Origin of the sequence: Mesorhizobium sp. M1E.F.Ca.ET.041.01.1.1 (assembly GCF_003997355.1) — a bacterium.
Classification (GTDB): domain Bacteria; phylum Pseudomonadota; class Alphaproteobacteria; order Rhizobiales; family Rhizobiaceae; genus Mesorhizobium.
Window position 1 is genome coordinate 54,473 of record NZ_RZSL01000001.1, and the last position, 16,093, is coordinate 70,565.

Genomic DNA, 16,093 nt, shown 5'->3' on the forward strand with positions numbered 1-16,093 from the left:
TTCGGATGCGGTTCGCCTCTTTCAGCGGGCCTAATCGCTTTCTGCCGCCCACCCCACGGGGACAGCCACGCGAGACTAGTATGGAGCGTTGCGGTTAGCGCACGAACAGCAAAGGAACTGAAAAAACAGGCAACTGTCGAAGCATGGCTGAACCAGCCATCGTGTCGGCATCTTGGAGCCGCGTGTTCGCCTTGAGGCCCTGCCGGTAGGATCCCTGCAGTTGAAGTCATTGTCGGCATTCTGACAACAATGGACATGAACCGCCGAACTATCAAGGCGACCAGGTTGTTGTCTAGCAATGGTTTTCCGAATCGGCACGGCACTTGCGTTACCAAAAACAAGTACGCCGCGGCACGGATCGCCCAAGAGGCTGAACGACCTGATCTGTTTGACCCTCGCAGCAGGGGTGGATGGCTAACACAAAGGAAACTTTGAAGGTGGACGTTTTCGAAAGTTCTCCAATACCTGTCAGGAAAACACGGACGCCATCTTTCTCGGTGGATCTAGCCTTGCTGGGAGTCGCATTCGTTTGGGGGGCGAGCTATCCGGTCGGGAAAGGCGCACTGTTCTACGCGCCGGTTTCGATACTTGTTCTTTATCGCTTCCTGATTACTACGATCATTACGGCAGTGGCTGCAAGACATGAGATCGCATTGGTCTCCTGGGGCGATTTCATCCGCGGCTTCGCATTGGGAACAATACTTTTTTGCATCTTTATTGCTGAAACTTACGGCGTTGCATCGACAAGCGCAATGAACACGGCCTTGATCATATCGCTTTGTGTGATTTTCACGCCGAGCATCGACTATGGGCTATCACGGCGACTTCCACCTACGGGCATTTTGGCAAGTGCTGCCATAGCGTGCATCGGTGTCGGCATTCTCACTGGCGGGATCAGCAGGTTCAGCCCGGGTGACGCGCTTGTCTTGGGGGCCGCGATTCTGCGAGCGGTTATGGTCGTTTCCACCAAACGCCTTCTGGCCGGCCGGCAGATTTCATCTGCAGCCCTGACGGCCATCCAAGGATCGACGGTGGCAACACTTACTTTCGTTTTGGCCGTCGCTCAGTTCGGAATTTCAGGCCTTGTTGTGAGGGCCACCCTTCAGTTTTGGGGCGCTGTTGCCTTCCTTGCACTCTTCTGCACCCTCGCTGCATTCTACATTCAAAATGCCGCAGTGAGAAAATCCACACCGACACGGGTTGGCTTCTTGATGGGAACAGAACCTTTTTTTGGTTTCGTTCTAGCGCACCTTCTTCTGAATGAGCCTTTGACAGTACCGAGCTTGATAGGCGCAGGCCTCGTCCTCGCTGCGACGTTTGCTGGCATCTGGTTTGAGAGCAGGACATCCAAATGAACCCCATCTTGGCTTCCACCAAACCCGCCATCGGCGGCATTTCGAGTTTTGAAGATCTGGAGGCTTTTCCGGACCGAACCGCACCAGTTGCAACCATGTTCAGCGGCGGTCTCGACAGCACCTATCTTCTCTACAAGCTGCAAAGCCTTGGCTTTGCGAACATTGAAGCTGTCGCAGCGGATGTCGGAACGCGCATCGATCAGCCTTTGTTGGAACGGACGGCAGCCATGTTCGGCGCGCGCTTTGTCTGCCTCGAAGGGCGGGATGCCTTTGTCGAACAAGGCGTGAAATCAGCCATTCGAGCCCACGCCAAGTACCTTGGCATCTATCCGTTGAGCAGTTCGTTGAGCCGTCCCATAATCGCATCTTTGGTTGTTAATCATGCTAGGTCAATCAACTCACGGCTGGTTCTTCATACAGCAAACCTTTCTCAAAACAGTCTTCCGCGCCTTAACAATAGCATTAAGCGCTCAGGATTTTCCGGCAACTTCGGCAGTCCGTATGAATGCTCTGTGATATCCCGACAACAGAAGACCTCCGACCTGTCCAAGTGTGGAGCGACTTTTGTGGCGGACCGCACGTGGAGCGCGGACGAAAACCTCTGGTGTCGGGAATTCGAGTCGGGGCCTTTGGAAGATCCCGAGAACTTTTCCATCCCCGAGGAGGCATTTGCTTGGACGCGCCACATTCCCGCAGAGCAGCCGGTAGAGATCAAACTCGGGTTTGCAGACGGAAGTCTCGTGTCAATTGATGACCGTGATGTTGCATTGGTCGACGCAATCCCGTTCCTGAATAACACGGTCGGCAAATTCGGGCACGGCCGCTTTGTCGGGCTTGAACACATCACAACCGGCCAAAAGGTTCTCGAAGTCCGCGAGGCCCCTGCCGCGGCCATTATCTTCGACGCGCTGCGTCACCTCGAAACCGCTTCTCTTGACGTGGCATCAATCGTTTTGAAGCAAGGGCTTGAGCAAGCCTGGTCCCAAGAGGCGGTTTCAGGTGCATGGGGCAGTACTATTCACCAGATGTGCGAACGGGCCATTGCATCCGCCCTCGAGGGCGTTAGCGGGAGCGTCAGCTACATAGTCGATCACACACGCTTTTTACCTCGGTCGATCCGAGCCAGGACGCCGAGATACATTAGGGACCGCGACCTTTGGGAATACCAAGCCGCAACCCACATAGCGTTGTCCAAAGCGTTCCGTCCTCGCCAAGTCACCAAAAGGGAGACACCCGTGGAAAACAACGCACCCCAGGCGCCGGCCAACCTCAGTCAACAATGCACTGACGGTCTGGTGACAAATGGATGGTGGTTTTCAAAAGGCGAGCGCGCCGAAGCCTGCTTTGGCATCGAAATTGATGCAGCCTGGAAGAACTTTGCTGACCATTGGAATCGACTTCTTCTCGATGAATACATGCGTGACGGCGGAACATATCGTTACCGGCGCTATAGCGCTTTTGAATATGACGCGACTGACGGAATCTTTAGGCTCCTACCCCACGCCCCCTACGAACAATCAAAAAGTGTCAATCATCTGAATGGCGGCTTCAAGCGCCACTTCGAGCCCCTTGAAAACTCCTTTATAGACCATCCCGTCTTAGAAAAGATTCTGACAGGTTTCTGCAGAATTCTATGTGAAGCCGCCCGACATGATCGTTGGAATATCAAGATCCATCCCTACCGGATTGTCGCGCGCGATGGTGTAAATGGCAAACCGGCACCCGAGGGCCTTCACCAGGACGGGGTGGACTTCATTGCTTGCTATATGATTGGGCGGGTCAACGTCACCGGCGGCATGAGCATGATCACCGACGCCTCAAAGGAGTTCCTCGGCGAGGTCGAAATGAACTCCCCGAATGATTTTGTGATCTGCAACGACCGCGAAACCTTTCACGATGTATCGTCGATTGTGGCCGAAAACCTGAAAATGCCGTACGCTTATCGCGACGTCCTTGTGATCGCCTTCGAGAAATTATAACGCCCAGCGCGCCGAGAGCATTTTCAACAAGGTTCAATACTGCTTGGTATCCTCTCGGGTGTTCCTGGTGCGGGAACAATGCAGGATTAATTTCTTGCATCTAAACACCTAGATAGCAGTTTCGCCTCTCTGGTATGATGGTTTTTGGCCTCGCGGATCTCGCGTAATACGAATGACCGTGGACACCCCCGATCTTCGCAAGAAAGTGAGAAATTATCCTCATGCTGTCCGACGAGGTGGTCTGCGGCTTCGGAGGCACCGGGAACTGGTTTGGTAGCCAGACATTTGGGATGGAACCGGACATGCTCTCGATCGCCGGGGGGCTTTCATCCGGTCACCTGCCCATTGGCGGCGTCATTATCTCGACAAGATTTATCAATGCGCCGCTGACGAGGCCCACAAGGTCGGCGTGTTCGGTCACGGTTTCACCTACTCCGGTCATCCGGTGATAGCGGCCGTCGCCGCCGAGGCGATCAGGATCTACAGCGAGATCGATTTCGTGACCCAGGCGCGTCGTCTCGGCGATCACTTGCATGGAGCCCTCGCGGACGCGCTCGGCGACCATCCGCTTGTCGGTGAAGCCCGCGGCCGCGGCTTCATCGCGGGGGTTCAGATCGTCGAGGATCGTGCGCCCGTCGCGTCTTCGCGCCCGAGCTGAGGATCGGCGATGTCGAGCGGCGGTGCCGCGAGCACGGCGTCATGATCCGCAATATGGGAGACGTGCTTGGAATCTGTCCGCCCTATATAATCACCGAAAGCGAGATCGACCCCTTGGTTGACGGCATTCGTTCTGCACTCGACGGCGCCGCTGCTGCGAATTCCCGGGTCGGTCGGGTGGCATGAGTTCCAGCATTAAGACCGACTGCTTCACTTCAGTGGATATTATCGAGCAAACGCTCACCCGAGGGGTGCACTTCATCCGTGTCCGGTACAAAACGTCACCCATGTCTCAGGTCGGGCACGCCGCTCGCCAACGACACCGAGTTCGGCCTCGCGGCCTACTTCTACACCGGCGATCTCGGTCGCGCCTTCCGCGTGATGGAAGGACTGAAGTACCGGCGTCAATGAAGGCCTGATCACCACGCCGGAGGTGCCGTTCCGCGGCGTCAAGGAATCGGGCCTCGGCAAGGAAGGCGGCCTCCAGGGCATCGTGGATTATCTCGACACCAAACATGTCTGCATCGGCGGTCTCGGCGTCTAGTGGTTCCCGCCTGACATAGGAGTCCAATCAGAGATTCCCTTTCTGGCCTGCGCGTGCGAGTCTGGCGCATGCGCACAGGAAGATCGTTCACCGTTTCGTCGGCCGATCGCGTCCGTCTGACGGCGCTGATCAGGGATCGCAACGCCCCGCAAAAGCATGTCTGGCGCGCCGAGATAGTGCTTTTGCCCGCCGACGGCGTCGGCACCGGCGAGGTCATGCGCCGCATCGGCAAGTCGAAGACCGACGTCTGGCGCTGGCAGGAGCGCTTTGCCGCGGAAGGCTGTGACGGGCTGCTGCGCGACAAGACGCGACAGTGGCGCATTCCGCCGCTCGGTCCCGATGTCGGCGAGCGCGTCGTGGCACTGACGCTTGCCGATCCGCCGGGCGAGAGGACCCACTGGACCGCCGACATGATGGCGCAAGCCGCCGCAATCAGCGCCAGCGCCGTCAGGCGCATCTGGAAGGCGCATGGTCTCGCACCCCACCGCTGGCGCCAGGTTCAAGCTCTCCAATGATCCGAAGTTCGTCGACAAGTTGCGCGCCGTCGTCGGCCTCTATCTCGATGCGCCGGCCCATGCCATCGTTCTGTCGGTCGATGAAAAGAGCCAGATCCGGCGCTCGACCGCACCCACCCGGCCTGCCGATGAAGAAGGGGCGGCTCGGTACGATGAGGCACGACTACAAGCGCAACGGCACCACCACCCTGTTCGCCGCCCTCAACGTCCACTATTGTCCCGTTGACGAGAATATCATCTTAGTTGCTTGTAAAAATTTGTTCTCCACTTCCGTCTCCATCGTATCTCAGTCAACGCGATGGAGCAGGAAATGACTACAAACATTGTGAAACTGGAAGAAGGCAGGGCAATCGGCTCTAATCGTGACGTGCCGCTGTCAGATCATGAGGCGGAAGCCCTAGGGCATCTTGCGGTGGCGCTGAGTGGCATTTCGACGACCATTCGGTCCGCCGCCTACAAACACGCGCTAAACTCTAGTCACGCGATGAAGCCCCTAAAGGAGACGGAGGACGCGCTTACCGACTACGACGCCTTGGCGAGGGCGGCGGGCCGAAAGCAGCCGAAAGCGGCGGAGGAGGACGACAGGAAGGGGGACGCCCTAGCGAGAGAGGCCGCCGCACAGGTCAGCAGGGTCGATCAGACCCGATCTTCCCGCTGGAGCAGACCGCGAAGGGTACCGGTGGCATCAACGGACTACGTTCGGCAGGTGGTCATGGCAGATAGTCAGCTTGGAGCAGTGTCGGCACTGGTAAACGCGCGGCGAGTGGCTCCAGAACGCTTCCATGCTTCTGTTCCCAGTGTAGATAATAATCCGGATGCTCCGCTTCTGACCTCTTTTTCGGACTATCTGAGCAGGGTGTGCGGACTGGAGTCAAAGTCCCGCGAAGGCGTTCTCCTGGGCAGCCGCCGCTTTCTGGATTGGTTCCATCACCACCATTCCCGGCCAAGCCCTCGGCGCGTTGACGGCTGAGCATGTCCTTGCCGCTGTCGAACATCGGCTGTCACTATCGGCGACCTCCGGTACCCGCACCGGCAGCAACTTCTCACATCGTATTGGGCTGGCCACCACGACCAGAATCTCGCGCGCGTCGTCCCCAGGACGCCCCACTGGCGTTTGGCTCATCTAACCCTCGAACTCGGCTACGGCCCGTCGACGGTCTTCTTCACATGGGTCGGATTCGACGAAATGGACGAGGTCACAGGCGACGGCCATGCTGAACTGCTCGACGACGGCTCCATCGACATCACCTTCTATCACAACGGCGACGAGGCAATCCTCAAGGCCAAACGGGACACTTCTTCAACGGCCTGCTAGGAGATCCGTGTTCGCCTTGCGCTGACAAAGAAGCTCACACATGACGTCCGGGAGACGATGCTGGCAAATGGTCTGGCTGAAGCATTCCACCCACAATACCAAAGCCCGTCCCGATCCAAAGCGCTTCTAAGCACTCCACCTCAGGCGCAAGGCCGGTTGGCCAGTGCATCTTCTTGGTCCGCCGGAAGAGAACCCCGCCCGACAATAGCTTCATGAGGTCTTGCGCTGCAGTGTCGACCGTAAAAAAGGGCGCGCGAGGCGCCCTTCATTTAAACCGGCAGTCGGGAAGCAGACTTCACTCTGATATTCAAAAGCGGTAGGTGACACCTGCGCCTATCAGCCAGGGATCGAGCTCCGCCTTCCCCGTCAGCTTCGCGCCGGTCACCGTGACGTCGAAGTCCGGCTTCAGGAAAAGCTTCTTCACGTCGAAGTTGAGGCCCCAGTGCTGGTCCACCATGTAGTCGAATCCGACCTGCAGCGCCGTGCCGAACGTGTTCTTCACCTTGAGAGCATCAGCGCTGCCAGTGTCCTGGTTGTAGAAGATCGTGTAGTTCACGCCGGCGCCGACATAAGGCTTGAACGCGCCGAGATCGGTAAAATGGTACTGCAACGTGAGTGTCGGCGGCAGCAGCCAAACTTTGCCGATGTTGCCCAACCCTCCGATCGTCCCTTGGCCCGCGATGTTGGCATAAGTGGTACCGAGTATGAGTTCGGCGGCGATGTTGTCGGTGAAGAAATACGAGATATCGAGTTCCGGCGTCACCGTGTCCGAATACGAAAGACCGGAGCCGGGAAGCGTATCAACGTAGCCCAGATCTTTCGTAACGACGCCCAACGCCCGCAGGCGGACCTGCCAAGGGATTGGCGCTTCGGTGACCGAGGCTCCCGTCTCCGCCAGGACGGTCTCTGCTTGCGCAGGCTCCGCGGCGACGGCCTGCTGTCCCACCATGATCAGGGCCACCGCCGCTGCTGTTGCCCGCGCTACGCCCATTCGCGTTCTCGCCATGAGATTCACTCCTTGATGTTCAGAAAGGATGCACTGCACTATTTCGTCTCCTGCTCGAATGAATTGTTGATGGACCTCAAATGCCCCTCTTGCGTTGCAACGCGTTCCGCCGTCTCCGGAGGGTGATCGTTGAAGCCGATTGCGCTGCGGAGAAAATTGGTGCCTAGACTGATGAATGCGGCTTGCTCCCGATTGTCCTCGCCGCAGCCGTGCCCGCCTGCGCTGGCCTCGTAGAAGTAAGCGGGATAGCCAAGAGCCTGCAGTTTTGCGGCCATCTTGCGCGCATGGCCCGGATGGACGCGGTCGTCGCGTTTCGTGGTGGCGATCAGGATAGGCGGATAGGGCTGTCCCGGCGCTGCGGCGTGATAGGCGGAGATTTCCTTCAGGAAAGCCCAATCGTGAACCTTGTCCGGATCGCCATATTCGTCGATCCAGCTCGCGCCCGCCAAGAGCTTGGTGTAGCGACGCATGTCGATAAGCGGTGCTGTGCAGAACAGAGCCCCGAAATGCTCAGGATAGCGGGTCAGCATGTTTGCGATCAGCAGGCCGCCATTTGAGCCACCCTCGGCGGCAATCCGCCTCGGCAGGGTGATGCCCCTTCGCACGAGGTCGGAGGCAACGGCGGCGAAATCGTCGTGGGCGAGACGCTTGCCCTCCCTGCGCCCGGCTTCGTGCCAGCGGGTGCCGAACTCGCCGCCGCCGCGGATGTTCGCCTCGACACACGTGCCGCCGCGCTCGAGCCACAGCTTGCCCAGCGGGGAGTTGTAGTAGGGCAGGAATGATACGCCGAACCCGCCATAAGCGGAAAGGTGAATCGGAGCATCTCCGTTCCCGTTCGCCGGACCAACCTGCGTATAGGGGATCAGCTCATGATCGATAGAGACTGCCTCGTGGCGCGTGACCACCAGTCCGGATGCATCGAAATTCTCCGGGCTGCGCTTCAGGATTGCTGAAGCGCTGAGAGACGGCGCGGCATTCAGATCGAACAGCAAGAGCTGCGGCGGCGTGATCGGATCCTGAGCACAGATCAGGACCTCTCCATTGGTCTCGTGAACTGCCGCATCGAATGACCAGACGTCGACAGTACCTTCGGCGGGCAGGGTGTTCAGGACTCGGCGCGTCCATTCCTGGTGGCCGGGAGTGAACATCTCGAAACGCGGTGCGAGATTGACGAGGTAAGAGATAATGAGCTTCCCGTCATTCCAGAAGAATGACTGCATGGAGCGCCTTTCCCCTGGTTGAAACAGGGTCTCAAAAAGGCGTCCGCCGGCGAGGAAAGTGGAAAGCGAGATGACGATCAGCGCGTCGGCGGGATGGGTGGTGCCTCCCACCGTCCAGGGCTTGCGCGGCCTTACCGCCAGCCAGTCGCCGAAGACCCGCCACGACGCGTCGCGAGGAAGATCGATCTGCCTCCTCGGCCCGCTCCTATCGCCGATCCAGCTGATCTTCTCGAAGAAGGCCGGCTGCTCGATGAACCAAAGGCGCTCGCTGCGGCCGGTGCGGTCCGAATGACCAGACACTTGGAAGCTTTCGAACCCGGCCTCGAAGATTGCCGGCGTGGTGAGGGGATCCGCGTCACGCTTCCACAGTCGAACTGTGCGCGCATAGCCGGAGCGGGTGGCCATGCCATTACCAAGCGCACTGGAAAGCAGAAGCGTGTCAGGGTCCAGCCAATTAACGTAGCCTTTGGCCTCGGGGAGGTTGAAGCCGTCGGCGACAAAGCTCAGAGAAATCAGGTCGAATTCGCGATGCACGACCGCGTCGCTGCCGCCGCGCGACAGGCGCAGAACGGCTCTTTCCCGTCTCTCCGGCTCGATGGACGCGCCGTCCCAGATCCAGTCCTCTCCGTCGCTAGCCGCGAGAGCATCCAGATCGAGCAGTAGCTCCCATTGGGGATCCGCCTTCATGTAGGCGGCAAGGGTGGTCCGGCGCCACAGTCCGCGTGGATTACCGTCATCTCGCCAGTAATTGTAGAGGTACTGACTACGGCGCGCGATCAGGGGAAGATTGTCGCGATTGTCGAAAATGGCTGTCAGAGCCGCGCGGTCGCGCTCGAACTGCGTTCCACTGAAGTGCTTCAGGGTCTTTGCCGACTGGCCGGCGGCCCAGGCAAGTGCCCGCTCGCCTTCCACATCTTCAAGCCAAAGATAGAGATCGTCGTCGGGAGCATCCAGCGTTGGACGGACATCAAATGCGTTCATGTCCGGACAGCCTTCAGAAAGAAGGGATAGAGGCTTCCGTTTGATCGGGAACGCTTAGTGTTGGTAGCGGCGCCCACATGTTCGAAAAGCGTGATCATTGATGAGTTCTTCCAGTCGGTGCGGCATCGCAGTGCTTTTGCGCATAGGGCCGCAACCTTCGTGCCAACTGGGAAAATCGTTTCGGAACAATGCGATCGCTCTGGAAGCGTTGTGTCACATGTCCGACATCGTCGAGAATCCGACAACGAGTGCTCCTCCTAATCACCGGATCAACCTCCGGCGCCAGTCGTGGACACTGTGCAGAACTCGAGAAGTGAAGCTCATTGGAGTGAACCTGGTTGACGCCCAACATCTTCGCTCTGGAGCGCTTCACGCACACGGATTCATGGCAGACACCATGATGCGATCGATGCTGTTAGAGACCAAGCTGGCTGCGCCTGTGAGTTTCAGCCGCCAGCTGGAAGCAGCGGAGTTCTGAGGAGAAGGGTGGGGGGCCCAAGCCCTGCCGCAATCTTGGCCTGCACCGTCCCCTTGATTGTTGTGGGTCAACGTCTGCCTGCCCGCTGAATTTGGCACGCCTTACACCTACGTCACGACCAAGACCTTCCTGTTGCACTTCGGCCTCGACACACTGCGGGATTTGCCCGATTTCGAGGCGATTGAGGTTGCCGCGCTGCTCAGCAAGGAGAAGCTGCTGGCGGGCGATACTCCCATCGGGCTGGTGAGTGGTGGAGGAGGTGAGGAGCGACACTCCAAGGCCAGGACGGGCTAGCGCAGCAGATACATGGAAGTAATCGCTTGATATGAGCGGTTGAGAGTCGAATCAGGGAACTATGCGATCACTATCGATAAGAGGTGGCAATATCGATCGTGATTGTATCGGGCCACTCTACGGCGAAGGAGGCGGCAACTTGTGTCTCCGACCCGAAACGATTACCTTGCGGCCATTATGAGCAAGCATTTGGCATCCGTCTTGACGACGTGAACGCGCCCTGCAGCGTACAGCTGGACGACGCGGCGCTGGCCGATTGCTTTGCGGATCTCGATTTGGCCAAGCAGCATCCCGCTCATGTCAGCGCCTTTCTCGGCGAGGTCCCTCTCGCCCAGCAAGTCGAGTTCGCAACCGCGCACCACATTCGCGGTCGACGAGATGAAGGCTTTTGCCGCCAAGTTCTCTGCCTGGTCCGGCGAAAGCTATCCGCTCGCCGCATAATGGCTGGACATGATAGCCGACGCCCGTCCCGAATGGCGGCGGCTTTTTCGTATTATATCGACCTGATCGACAAGATGCGGCGGAACAGGGGTCCACGTGCGATGCGGCCAAAGCGGATCCAGCTCTCGAGCGCGACTACGGGGTAGGTGTGGTCGCTGGAGCCGCGGCCGACCTCGACCTCGCGCCAGCCGGTCTTGCCGCGCAGGGTGACCAGCAGCCCTTGCCGTCAAAAATCTCGATCCAGCTGGCGCCATCGCTGTTGTCGTCGCGCATGACGTCGAGACCGACGATCTCGGAGCGCCGCAGGCCGCCGCCACAGCCCAGGAGCAAAATAGCGCGGTCGCGCAGGCCCTGAGGTCGTGGCCGAGCGTGGCGATCATCGCCAGCAGATCGTCGCCAGGACCGCCTCTTTCTGCCGCGGTGGCTTTGCGTGCTTGCGGCGAATGCCGGCAAGAACCTTATAGATATGCCGCTCCGCGCGGTCCAACGGCCGGCCGCGCTGGGTAAAGTTCCAGGCGAGGCCGGAAAGCCGCCGCTCGATGGTCGCAAACTAAAGGGCAGGGGCGCCACGCTTCGGATCGCCGGCGGCGGTGCCCGAGGCACAGGCGCTGATATTGAGCCTGATCACCTTCGAGCCCGGAGGCAGGGGATCGAAGCCAGCGCGCCGGCACCAGGAGGAAAAATGCCGCCAATCCTTGGGGTAGGCGTCGCGCGTGTTCTCCGAGGTGGCGTTGTAGCCCCTCGCGGTCTCGACCAGTTCCTGGACATGCGCCGGGACTCTTTGAGCCGGGTCTCCATCTCCTTGTAGAGCTTGTCAAGCTCGCCATCGACTGGCTTCAGGTCGTCGATTGAACATTGCGTCATCATAGGCTTTGTGCCTTGTTGTAGCAGGCATCGTCCGTTCGCGCGGCGGACACAGACATCACCGTCGCTGAGCCGAGAACGACGGTAAAAGAAAATGCACTCACTGACTTCATAACCAATCTCTTTTGCGGGTGATTTAGAAACGGACGCCGAGCTTGGCGCTGAACCCGTGTGTCTGGGCATCCGAGGCGATCTGTCCCTGATAGGCGATGCCGAACGTCGCGTTCTCGGTGATGTTTACGTCAAGCCCAGCTTCGAGCAGAGCTGCGTTCTTTGCGATCGGCACGCCCTTGATGGCGAAGGAGGAACCGCCAGCAAAGGCAAGAGCGGTATCCGGCCTGACGTCGCCGAAGGCGTGGCGCCAGCCAAGACCGCCGCGCGCGGTAGCAGTCACGGTGCCGAGGGTCAGTACCGTCGACGCACGCAGACCTAGCGTGGTAAACGCCGTGTCGCTCGAGCGATCCCCGCTCGACAAGGCGGCTGCGCCGCCATTCTCGGTGAAGCCATCGGCGTCAAAATTCACATAAGCGAGATTAGCGTAGGGCTCGAAGGAAGCCGAAGCCGTATTGATACGGTAGCCGAGCTCGCCAAAGGCCTGGAACGTGCCGGCGTCGTAATCGGCCGAAAGGCTGTCGGCGAAGCCTGGAAAGACCACGGACCTGCCGGTCTCGATGCTGTGCCAGGTATAGGCAAGGCCGGAACGAAAACCGAGATTGCCGTTCTGCGTGCCGGCAAAAAGACCGAGATGGTAATTCTCGCTCGAGCCCGACGACGCGCGATCGTCCGCCTCCAAGGAGGTATGGCTGTAGCCGCTGATGAGGCCGAGCCGCCAGCTTTCGCCGACAGCCGCGTCACCGCCAGCCAGAAAGCCGCCTGTCGAGTGATCGAGACCGGCGGCATTGCCGTCGCTGTCGAGATGACCCCAGGCGCCGAAGCCACGGCCCCATACGGCGAAATTCTCACTCGTTGCCGGGGCCAGTTCCAGACCACCCAGCCCATAAGTCATCACCGGAACGCTGGAGGCACCGACGCCGTCGAACGCCGCACGGATCCGTTCGCTCGCGGCATCGCGTACAGAATGACTGTCCTCGATGAGGCCGCTATGAATGGAAGCATGAACCTCGCCTGATAGCATATCGAAAGCGTTGCGGGCTTCCGGCGCCGTCAGGAACAGGATGTTGTCCTGGATCGGATTACCGCTTCCAAGCGCCTGAGCCGCTGCGGCGACCGAGCGTTGATTGAAGGTGCTGGCTACATCGGCAAACGCCGTCGATGTGCGGCTGATATCGAGATAGACATTGTTGGCATCGTAGACGAGCTGGAAATCGACGAAGGGCGTCGCGTCTGTCGCCAGAGCCCCCGTCAGCCCGCCATAGGTGCCGCTTACGCCGCCTGCTGCGGAGAGCAGAGTATATCGGGCATCGACCGATAGCGTTCCCTGCCGCAGCAGCTCGATCTGCGCGCCGCTGTCGATCGCCGCTGCTCCGCCAACATCGATGAGATCGGACGACCTTGCGAGGTCGACCTGATAGATCGATCCGGACTGCTGCGCGAAATCGCCCGTGACAGTCAGTGTGGTGACGATCCTGCTCGGATCGGTCGCACTGCCAGGAGCGACCGTGCCGCCCTCGGAAATGGTGACCGCACCGTAGGTGCCGCCGCCTGCGACGACACCGCCGCTGTTTGCGATAGCCGTGCCCCCGATCTGCCCGTCATTCCCGAGAAAGCCGGACGTGGTCGCATCATGGGAAAGCACACCTGTATCGGCAAGCAGCAATCCCGCGCCGGAACCGACCGTCGTCATGCCGGAAAAATTGTTCTTTCCGCTCAGCGTTTGCACGCCACCGGCAACGAATAGTTTGCCGCCCATATTATTGTTATCAACGTCGAGGTCGTTGATGCTGCCGGCGAACGTGTCGTTCGAATCCGTTAGCACCAGGGTACGCTTGCCCAGTTCGACCGTTCCGCTGCCACTCAGGCTACGAATACGGGCATCGTTGTAGGCGTCGGAGATTCCCCAATAGTCGCTGCCATTTCCATGTTCGGAGATATCGAACGTGCCGTCTGCAACGACTTTCGCTGACCGTTGGATGTTGCCGAGCCCCGCAAGCGAGAGATAGGCATCCTGAGCAATATTCGTCTCGCCGGTGTAGGTGTTGACATTCGTCATCCGGACCACCGTCTTTGTATCAAGCGTCAGCGATCCGGAGCCGGAGACGACACCCGCTATGCCGAACCCGCCCTCATTCCCCATGCTCGTCGTGATCCTGCTCAGACCGGTCCCTTCGGGTGCGGATGAATCGGTAGAGAAGTTGCTGGCAGTGACGAAATGTGACGTATAAGCGGTATACTTCTTCTCCAGATCGAAAATGACCGATCTGTTTTTGAAGAAGTCAAGACCGGCAACAAAACTGGTCTGGTCATTGGGTTGTTCCGTCGTGCCGCTGGTGTAGGTGAAGTCGATATTGTCCAGCCTTACCGGATCGCCATCCGTTCCTGCGATTGTAACGCTCGGGATGTTGCCCGATGCGCTTACGATCTCGCGTTGCTCATTTCTCCGAACATTTTTAAGTTTGACGCCCGCATCCTGAAATTGCTTCAGCATCGCATCACTGATCTCCAGACTGCCACCGCCCGGTGTGCCGGTGTCGAGCAATACCGCGGTCTTGTTGGGGTCGGTGATTGGTGGGGCTCCATCCTTAACCGTGTACTGCAGATTGTAGCTGCCTTCGTATTCGGTCGAGGCATTGGCGCCAGAGCCAGGAAAATTCTGATAAGAATCCTGATCTTTTTCCTCGGGTTCTCCCCATGGCATGGCATTAGTATATTGGGCCCGGAGGCTTGGATTGAGGTTGACAATCGTGCAGGGGGAACAGCCAGGCGTTTGGTCGCTCTCGGAATCCGGATTCACATTGGCGGAGACCACGTAGCCAGACCTGGTGACACTGCCCATCATGCCCCAGACACTTGTCTTGCCAAGAAAATCGCCGGCCCCGAATGTACCTGCGAAATCGCCGCCTTCGTCTGCCATCTTGCCAGCGGTCATTTTCGCCCGCTGCTCCTTATCGGCGTGATAAGGTTCTTGGAGATCCTGACCATACATATCTTTAAGTCCATCCGTCACGGATCCCGGCGTGCACTTAAGATTGTTGTCCTTGCAATACGCATGGGTATAGACAAAATCGAGAATGCGAGCAGCCCGGTATTTCTTATCGCTTACAGACGGCCCGTCGATTGTTATCTTTTGATCTGGATCGACATATGTAAATTTATCAATTTCCACGTTCTGAAGCTTATTACCATACGTTCCGTCCCCGTACGTATATACGTAAGGCGTGTCGGCAATCGGGCGGACCCCGGTCACCTCTGACCCGATCTGCGTGTTGAGCTGGTCCGAGCCCGTGTCGAATACGTATCGCTGCGCGTTGCCATTGTTGATCTTGGCCCAGATGCCCAGGCGGTCATGGCCTTCCCCGACATACTCCAGCGGGATCGAAATCGGGTCGTCGGCCAACGCTTCTCCAGTTGGAAATGCTACCAGACCCACCCCGAGAGACACAGCCGGCAGGAATACCGTCGTCATCGCGGTGGTTGCCGCCAGAAAGTTCTTTGTCCTGAAACAAGCCTGCATACCTGGTCCTCGAAAAAGTCTCGCAAACTGATTGTTCATTGGAACGGCCTCCTGAATTGTTTAACGAGACCCTTTATGGCGGCCCTGGCTGACAACAGCCTGAAAGCTGCAAGCGGCCTGCGAGAATGGGGCGATCCTGAATGACGACAGGTGCTGTCAACAATGGATGAGTGCTCGGCCTGAAAGCTGAGCACGCTTTATGCTCAGGCTGCTGACAAGGCCAAAGCAGCGTAAGTGCGGAGTGAAATCCAAGGTCCACATGGGTCGTCGCGCTTCCCGTGCGCCTGGGAAGGCGCCGGCCCGGCCAAGCTTTCCCAGATCGTCCGGATGGCGCACAAGATACCGGTTCAGGTCGATCGAGATGGAGGCCGAGGCGTATGCCAAGGCGGTCGACTGCCTGACGAAAGATCAGAATGCGTCGCTGGCGCTCTACGATTTCCGCCGGCAGCGAGCTCAGCTCCTGCCGGGCATCCGTGTTTACTGGCGACGAGACACAAGATGTGCCCAAATTGCCACCAGACCGTCACCTGCGATGAGTTTCGGCAACTGATTTTGTCCTTTCAATCGTCGCCACTTCCTGGCCGCGGCCAACATGGGCCACTCGAAGGCAGCAGACTGGCGGCTATATGGACGGGCTGTGAGCCCGCACCGGAGACATTGGCGAAATCTACGATCTCTATAGCAACGTCAAGGAGAAGCGCGAGGTGTTGCAGATGTGGTCAAATCACATCGAATGGCTGATCAAGCAGGCTGCGGATGACGCTCTGGCGGCGTAGCTGCTGGCATGGGCGGAAGATGCGGCGCAACAATCGT

At 58.7% G+C, this 16,093-nt stretch carries 11 protein-coding genes and 4 pseudogenes; 10 read left to right on the plus strand and 5 right to left on the minus strand.

What is annotated here, in order from left to right:
- Window positions 1–410: 410 nt before the first annotated feature.
- From EOA38_RS00285 to EOA38_RS00315, 8 genes and pseudogenes are all read left to right on the plus strand, one after another.
- On the plus strand, window positions 411–1,355 hold the full coding sequence (locus tag EOA38_RS00285) for a DMT family transporter (protein ID WP_082826572.1): 945 nt from the start codon (window positions 411–413) through the stop codon (window positions 1,353–1,355).
- Complete coding sequence (locus EOA38_RS00290) at window positions 1,352–3,334, plus strand: argininosuccinate synthase-related protein (RefSeq protein ID WP_063169298.1); 1,983 nt, start codon at window positions 1,352–1,354, stop codon at window positions 3,332–3,334. Before EOA38_RS00285 ends, EOA38_RS00290 begins: the two co-directional genes overlap by 4 nt.
- A 221-nt stretch (window positions 3,335–3,555) precedes the next feature.
- Window positions 3,556–3,783, plus strand: a complete 228-nt coding sequence (locus EOA38_RS40900) for an aminotransferase class III-fold pyridoxal phosphate-dependent enzyme (protein ID WP_263485461.1) — start codon at window positions 3,556–3,558, stop codon at window positions 3,781–3,783.
- On the plus strand, window positions 3,744–3,992 hold the full coding sequence (locus EOA38_RS40905; protein WP_063169297.1) for an aminotransferase class III-fold pyridoxal phosphate-dependent enzyme: 249 nt from the start codon (window positions 3,744–3,746) through the stop codon (window positions 3,990–3,992). Before EOA38_RS40900 ends, EOA38_RS40905 begins: the two co-directional genes overlap by 40 nt.
- Before the next feature lie 308 nt (window positions 3,993–4,300).
- Window positions 4,301–4,535: pseudogene (locus EOA38_RS00300) on the plus strand (aldehyde dehydrogenase family protein); the annotation flags it as partial.
- A gap of 68 nt (window positions 4,536–4,603) precedes the next feature.
- Window positions 4,604–5,259: pseudogene (locus EOA38_RS00305) on the plus strand (IS630 family transposase); the annotation flags it as partial.
- Between the two features lie 101 nt (window positions 5,260–5,360).
- Window positions 5,361–6,020, plus strand: coding sequence for a hypothetical protein (locus tag EOA38_RS40035; RefSeq protein WP_063169296.1), 660 nt, complete (start codon window positions 5,361–5,363; stop codon window positions 6,018–6,020).
- 144 nt (window positions 6,021–6,164) lie between these two features.
- Window positions 6,165–6,365: a hypothetical protein gene (locus EOA38_RS00315; RefSeq protein WP_244514237.1), complete on the plus strand. Its 201-nt coding sequence runs from the start codon at window positions 6,165–6,167 to the stop codon at window positions 6,363–6,365.
- A gap of 307 nt (window positions 6,366–6,672) precedes the next feature.
- Here EOA38_RS00315 and EOA38_RS00320 read toward each other — a convergent pair whose 3' ends face one another.
- Together EOA38_RS00320 and EOA38_RS00325 are read right to left on the minus strand one after the other, a co-directional pair.
- Window positions 6,673–7,371, minus strand: coding sequence for an OmpW family protein (locus tag EOA38_RS00320; RefSeq protein ID WP_063169295.1), 699 nt, complete (start codon window positions 7,369–7,371; stop codon window positions 6,673–6,675).
- Between the two features lie 38 nt (window positions 7,372–7,409).
- A complete protein-coding gene (locus EOA38_RS00325; protein ID WP_127298251.1) occupies window positions 7,410–9,572 on the minus strand; it encodes a prolyl oligopeptidase family serine peptidase in 2,163 nt (720 codons plus the stop codon).
- Between the two features lie 217 nt (window positions 9,573–9,789).
- On the opposite strand from EOA38_RS00325, the gene EOA38_RS00330 reads away from it, so the two are divergent.
- Together EOA38_RS00330 and EOA38_RS00335 are read left to right on the plus strand one after the other, a co-directional pair.
- A complete protein-coding gene (locus EOA38_RS00330) occupies window positions 9,790–10,050 on the plus strand; it encodes a hypothetical protein (protein WP_095769041.1) in 261 nt (86 codons plus the stop codon).
- A 93-nt stretch (window positions 10,051–10,143) separates the two neighbouring features.
- Window positions 10,144–10,344 (plus strand): annotated as a pseudogene (locus EOA38_RS00335) (SMC-Scp complex subunit ScpB); the annotation flags it as partial.
- A gap of 161 nt (window positions 10,345–10,505) precedes the next feature.
- Here EOA38_RS00335 and EOA38_RS38885 read toward each other — a convergent pair.
- From EOA38_RS38885 to EOA38_RS00350, 3 genes and pseudogenes are all read right to left on the minus strand, one after another.
- On the minus strand, window positions 10,506–10,742 hold the full coding sequence (locus tag EOA38_RS38885) for a hypothetical protein (protein ID WP_063169293.1): 237 nt from the start codon (window positions 10,740–10,742) through the stop codon (window positions 10,506–10,508).
- 116 nt (window positions 10,743–10,858) lie between these two features.
- A pseudogene (locus EOA38_RS40040) lies at window positions 10,859–11,542 on the minus strand (integrase); the annotation flags it as partial.
- Window positions 11,543–11,785: 243 nt separating this feature from the next.
- Window positions 11,786–15,319: an autotransporter domain-containing protein gene (locus EOA38_RS00350; RefSeq protein ID WP_082826570.1), complete on the minus strand. Its 3,534-nt coding sequence runs from the start codon at window positions 15,317–15,319 to the stop codon at window positions 11,786–11,788.
- Between the last annotated feature and the right edge of the window lie 774 nt (window positions 15,320–16,093).

Excerpts from the sequence above, each read along its gene's own strand:
- EOA38_RS00325 (WP_127298251.1), bottom strand. The coding sequence starts at position 9,572 with ATGAACGCATTTGATGTCCGTCCAACGCTGGATGCTCCCGACGACGAT.
- EOA38_RS40035 (WP_063169296.1), top strand. The coding sequence starts at position 5,361 with ATGACTACAAACATTGTGAAACTGGAAGAAGGCAGGGCAATCGGCTCT.
- EOA38_RS00320 (WP_063169295.1), bottom strand. The coding sequence starts at position 7,371 with ATGGCGAGAACGCGAATGGGCGTAGCGCGGGCAACAGCAGCGGCGGTG.
- EOA38_RS00330 (WP_095769041.1), top strand. The coding sequence starts at position 9,790 with ATGTCCGACATCGTCGAGAATCCGACAACGAGTGCTCCTCCTAATCAC.
- EOA38_RS00350 (WP_082826570.1), bottom strand. The coding sequence starts at position 15,319 with ATGAACAATCAGTTTGCGAGACTTTTTCGAGGACCAGGTATGCAGGCT.
- EOA38_RS40900 (WP_263485461.1), top strand. The coding sequence starts at position 3,556 with ATGCTGTCCGACGAGGTGGTCTGCGGCTTCGGAGGCACCGGGAACTGG.
- EOA38_RS00290 (WP_063169298.1), top strand. The coding sequence starts at position 1,352 with ATGAACCCCATCTTGGCTTCCACCAAACCCGCCATCGGCGGCATTTCG.
- EOA38_RS00285 (WP_082826572.1), top strand. The coding sequence starts at position 411 with ATGGCTAACACAAAGGAAACTTTGAAGGTGGACGTTTTCGAAAGTTCT.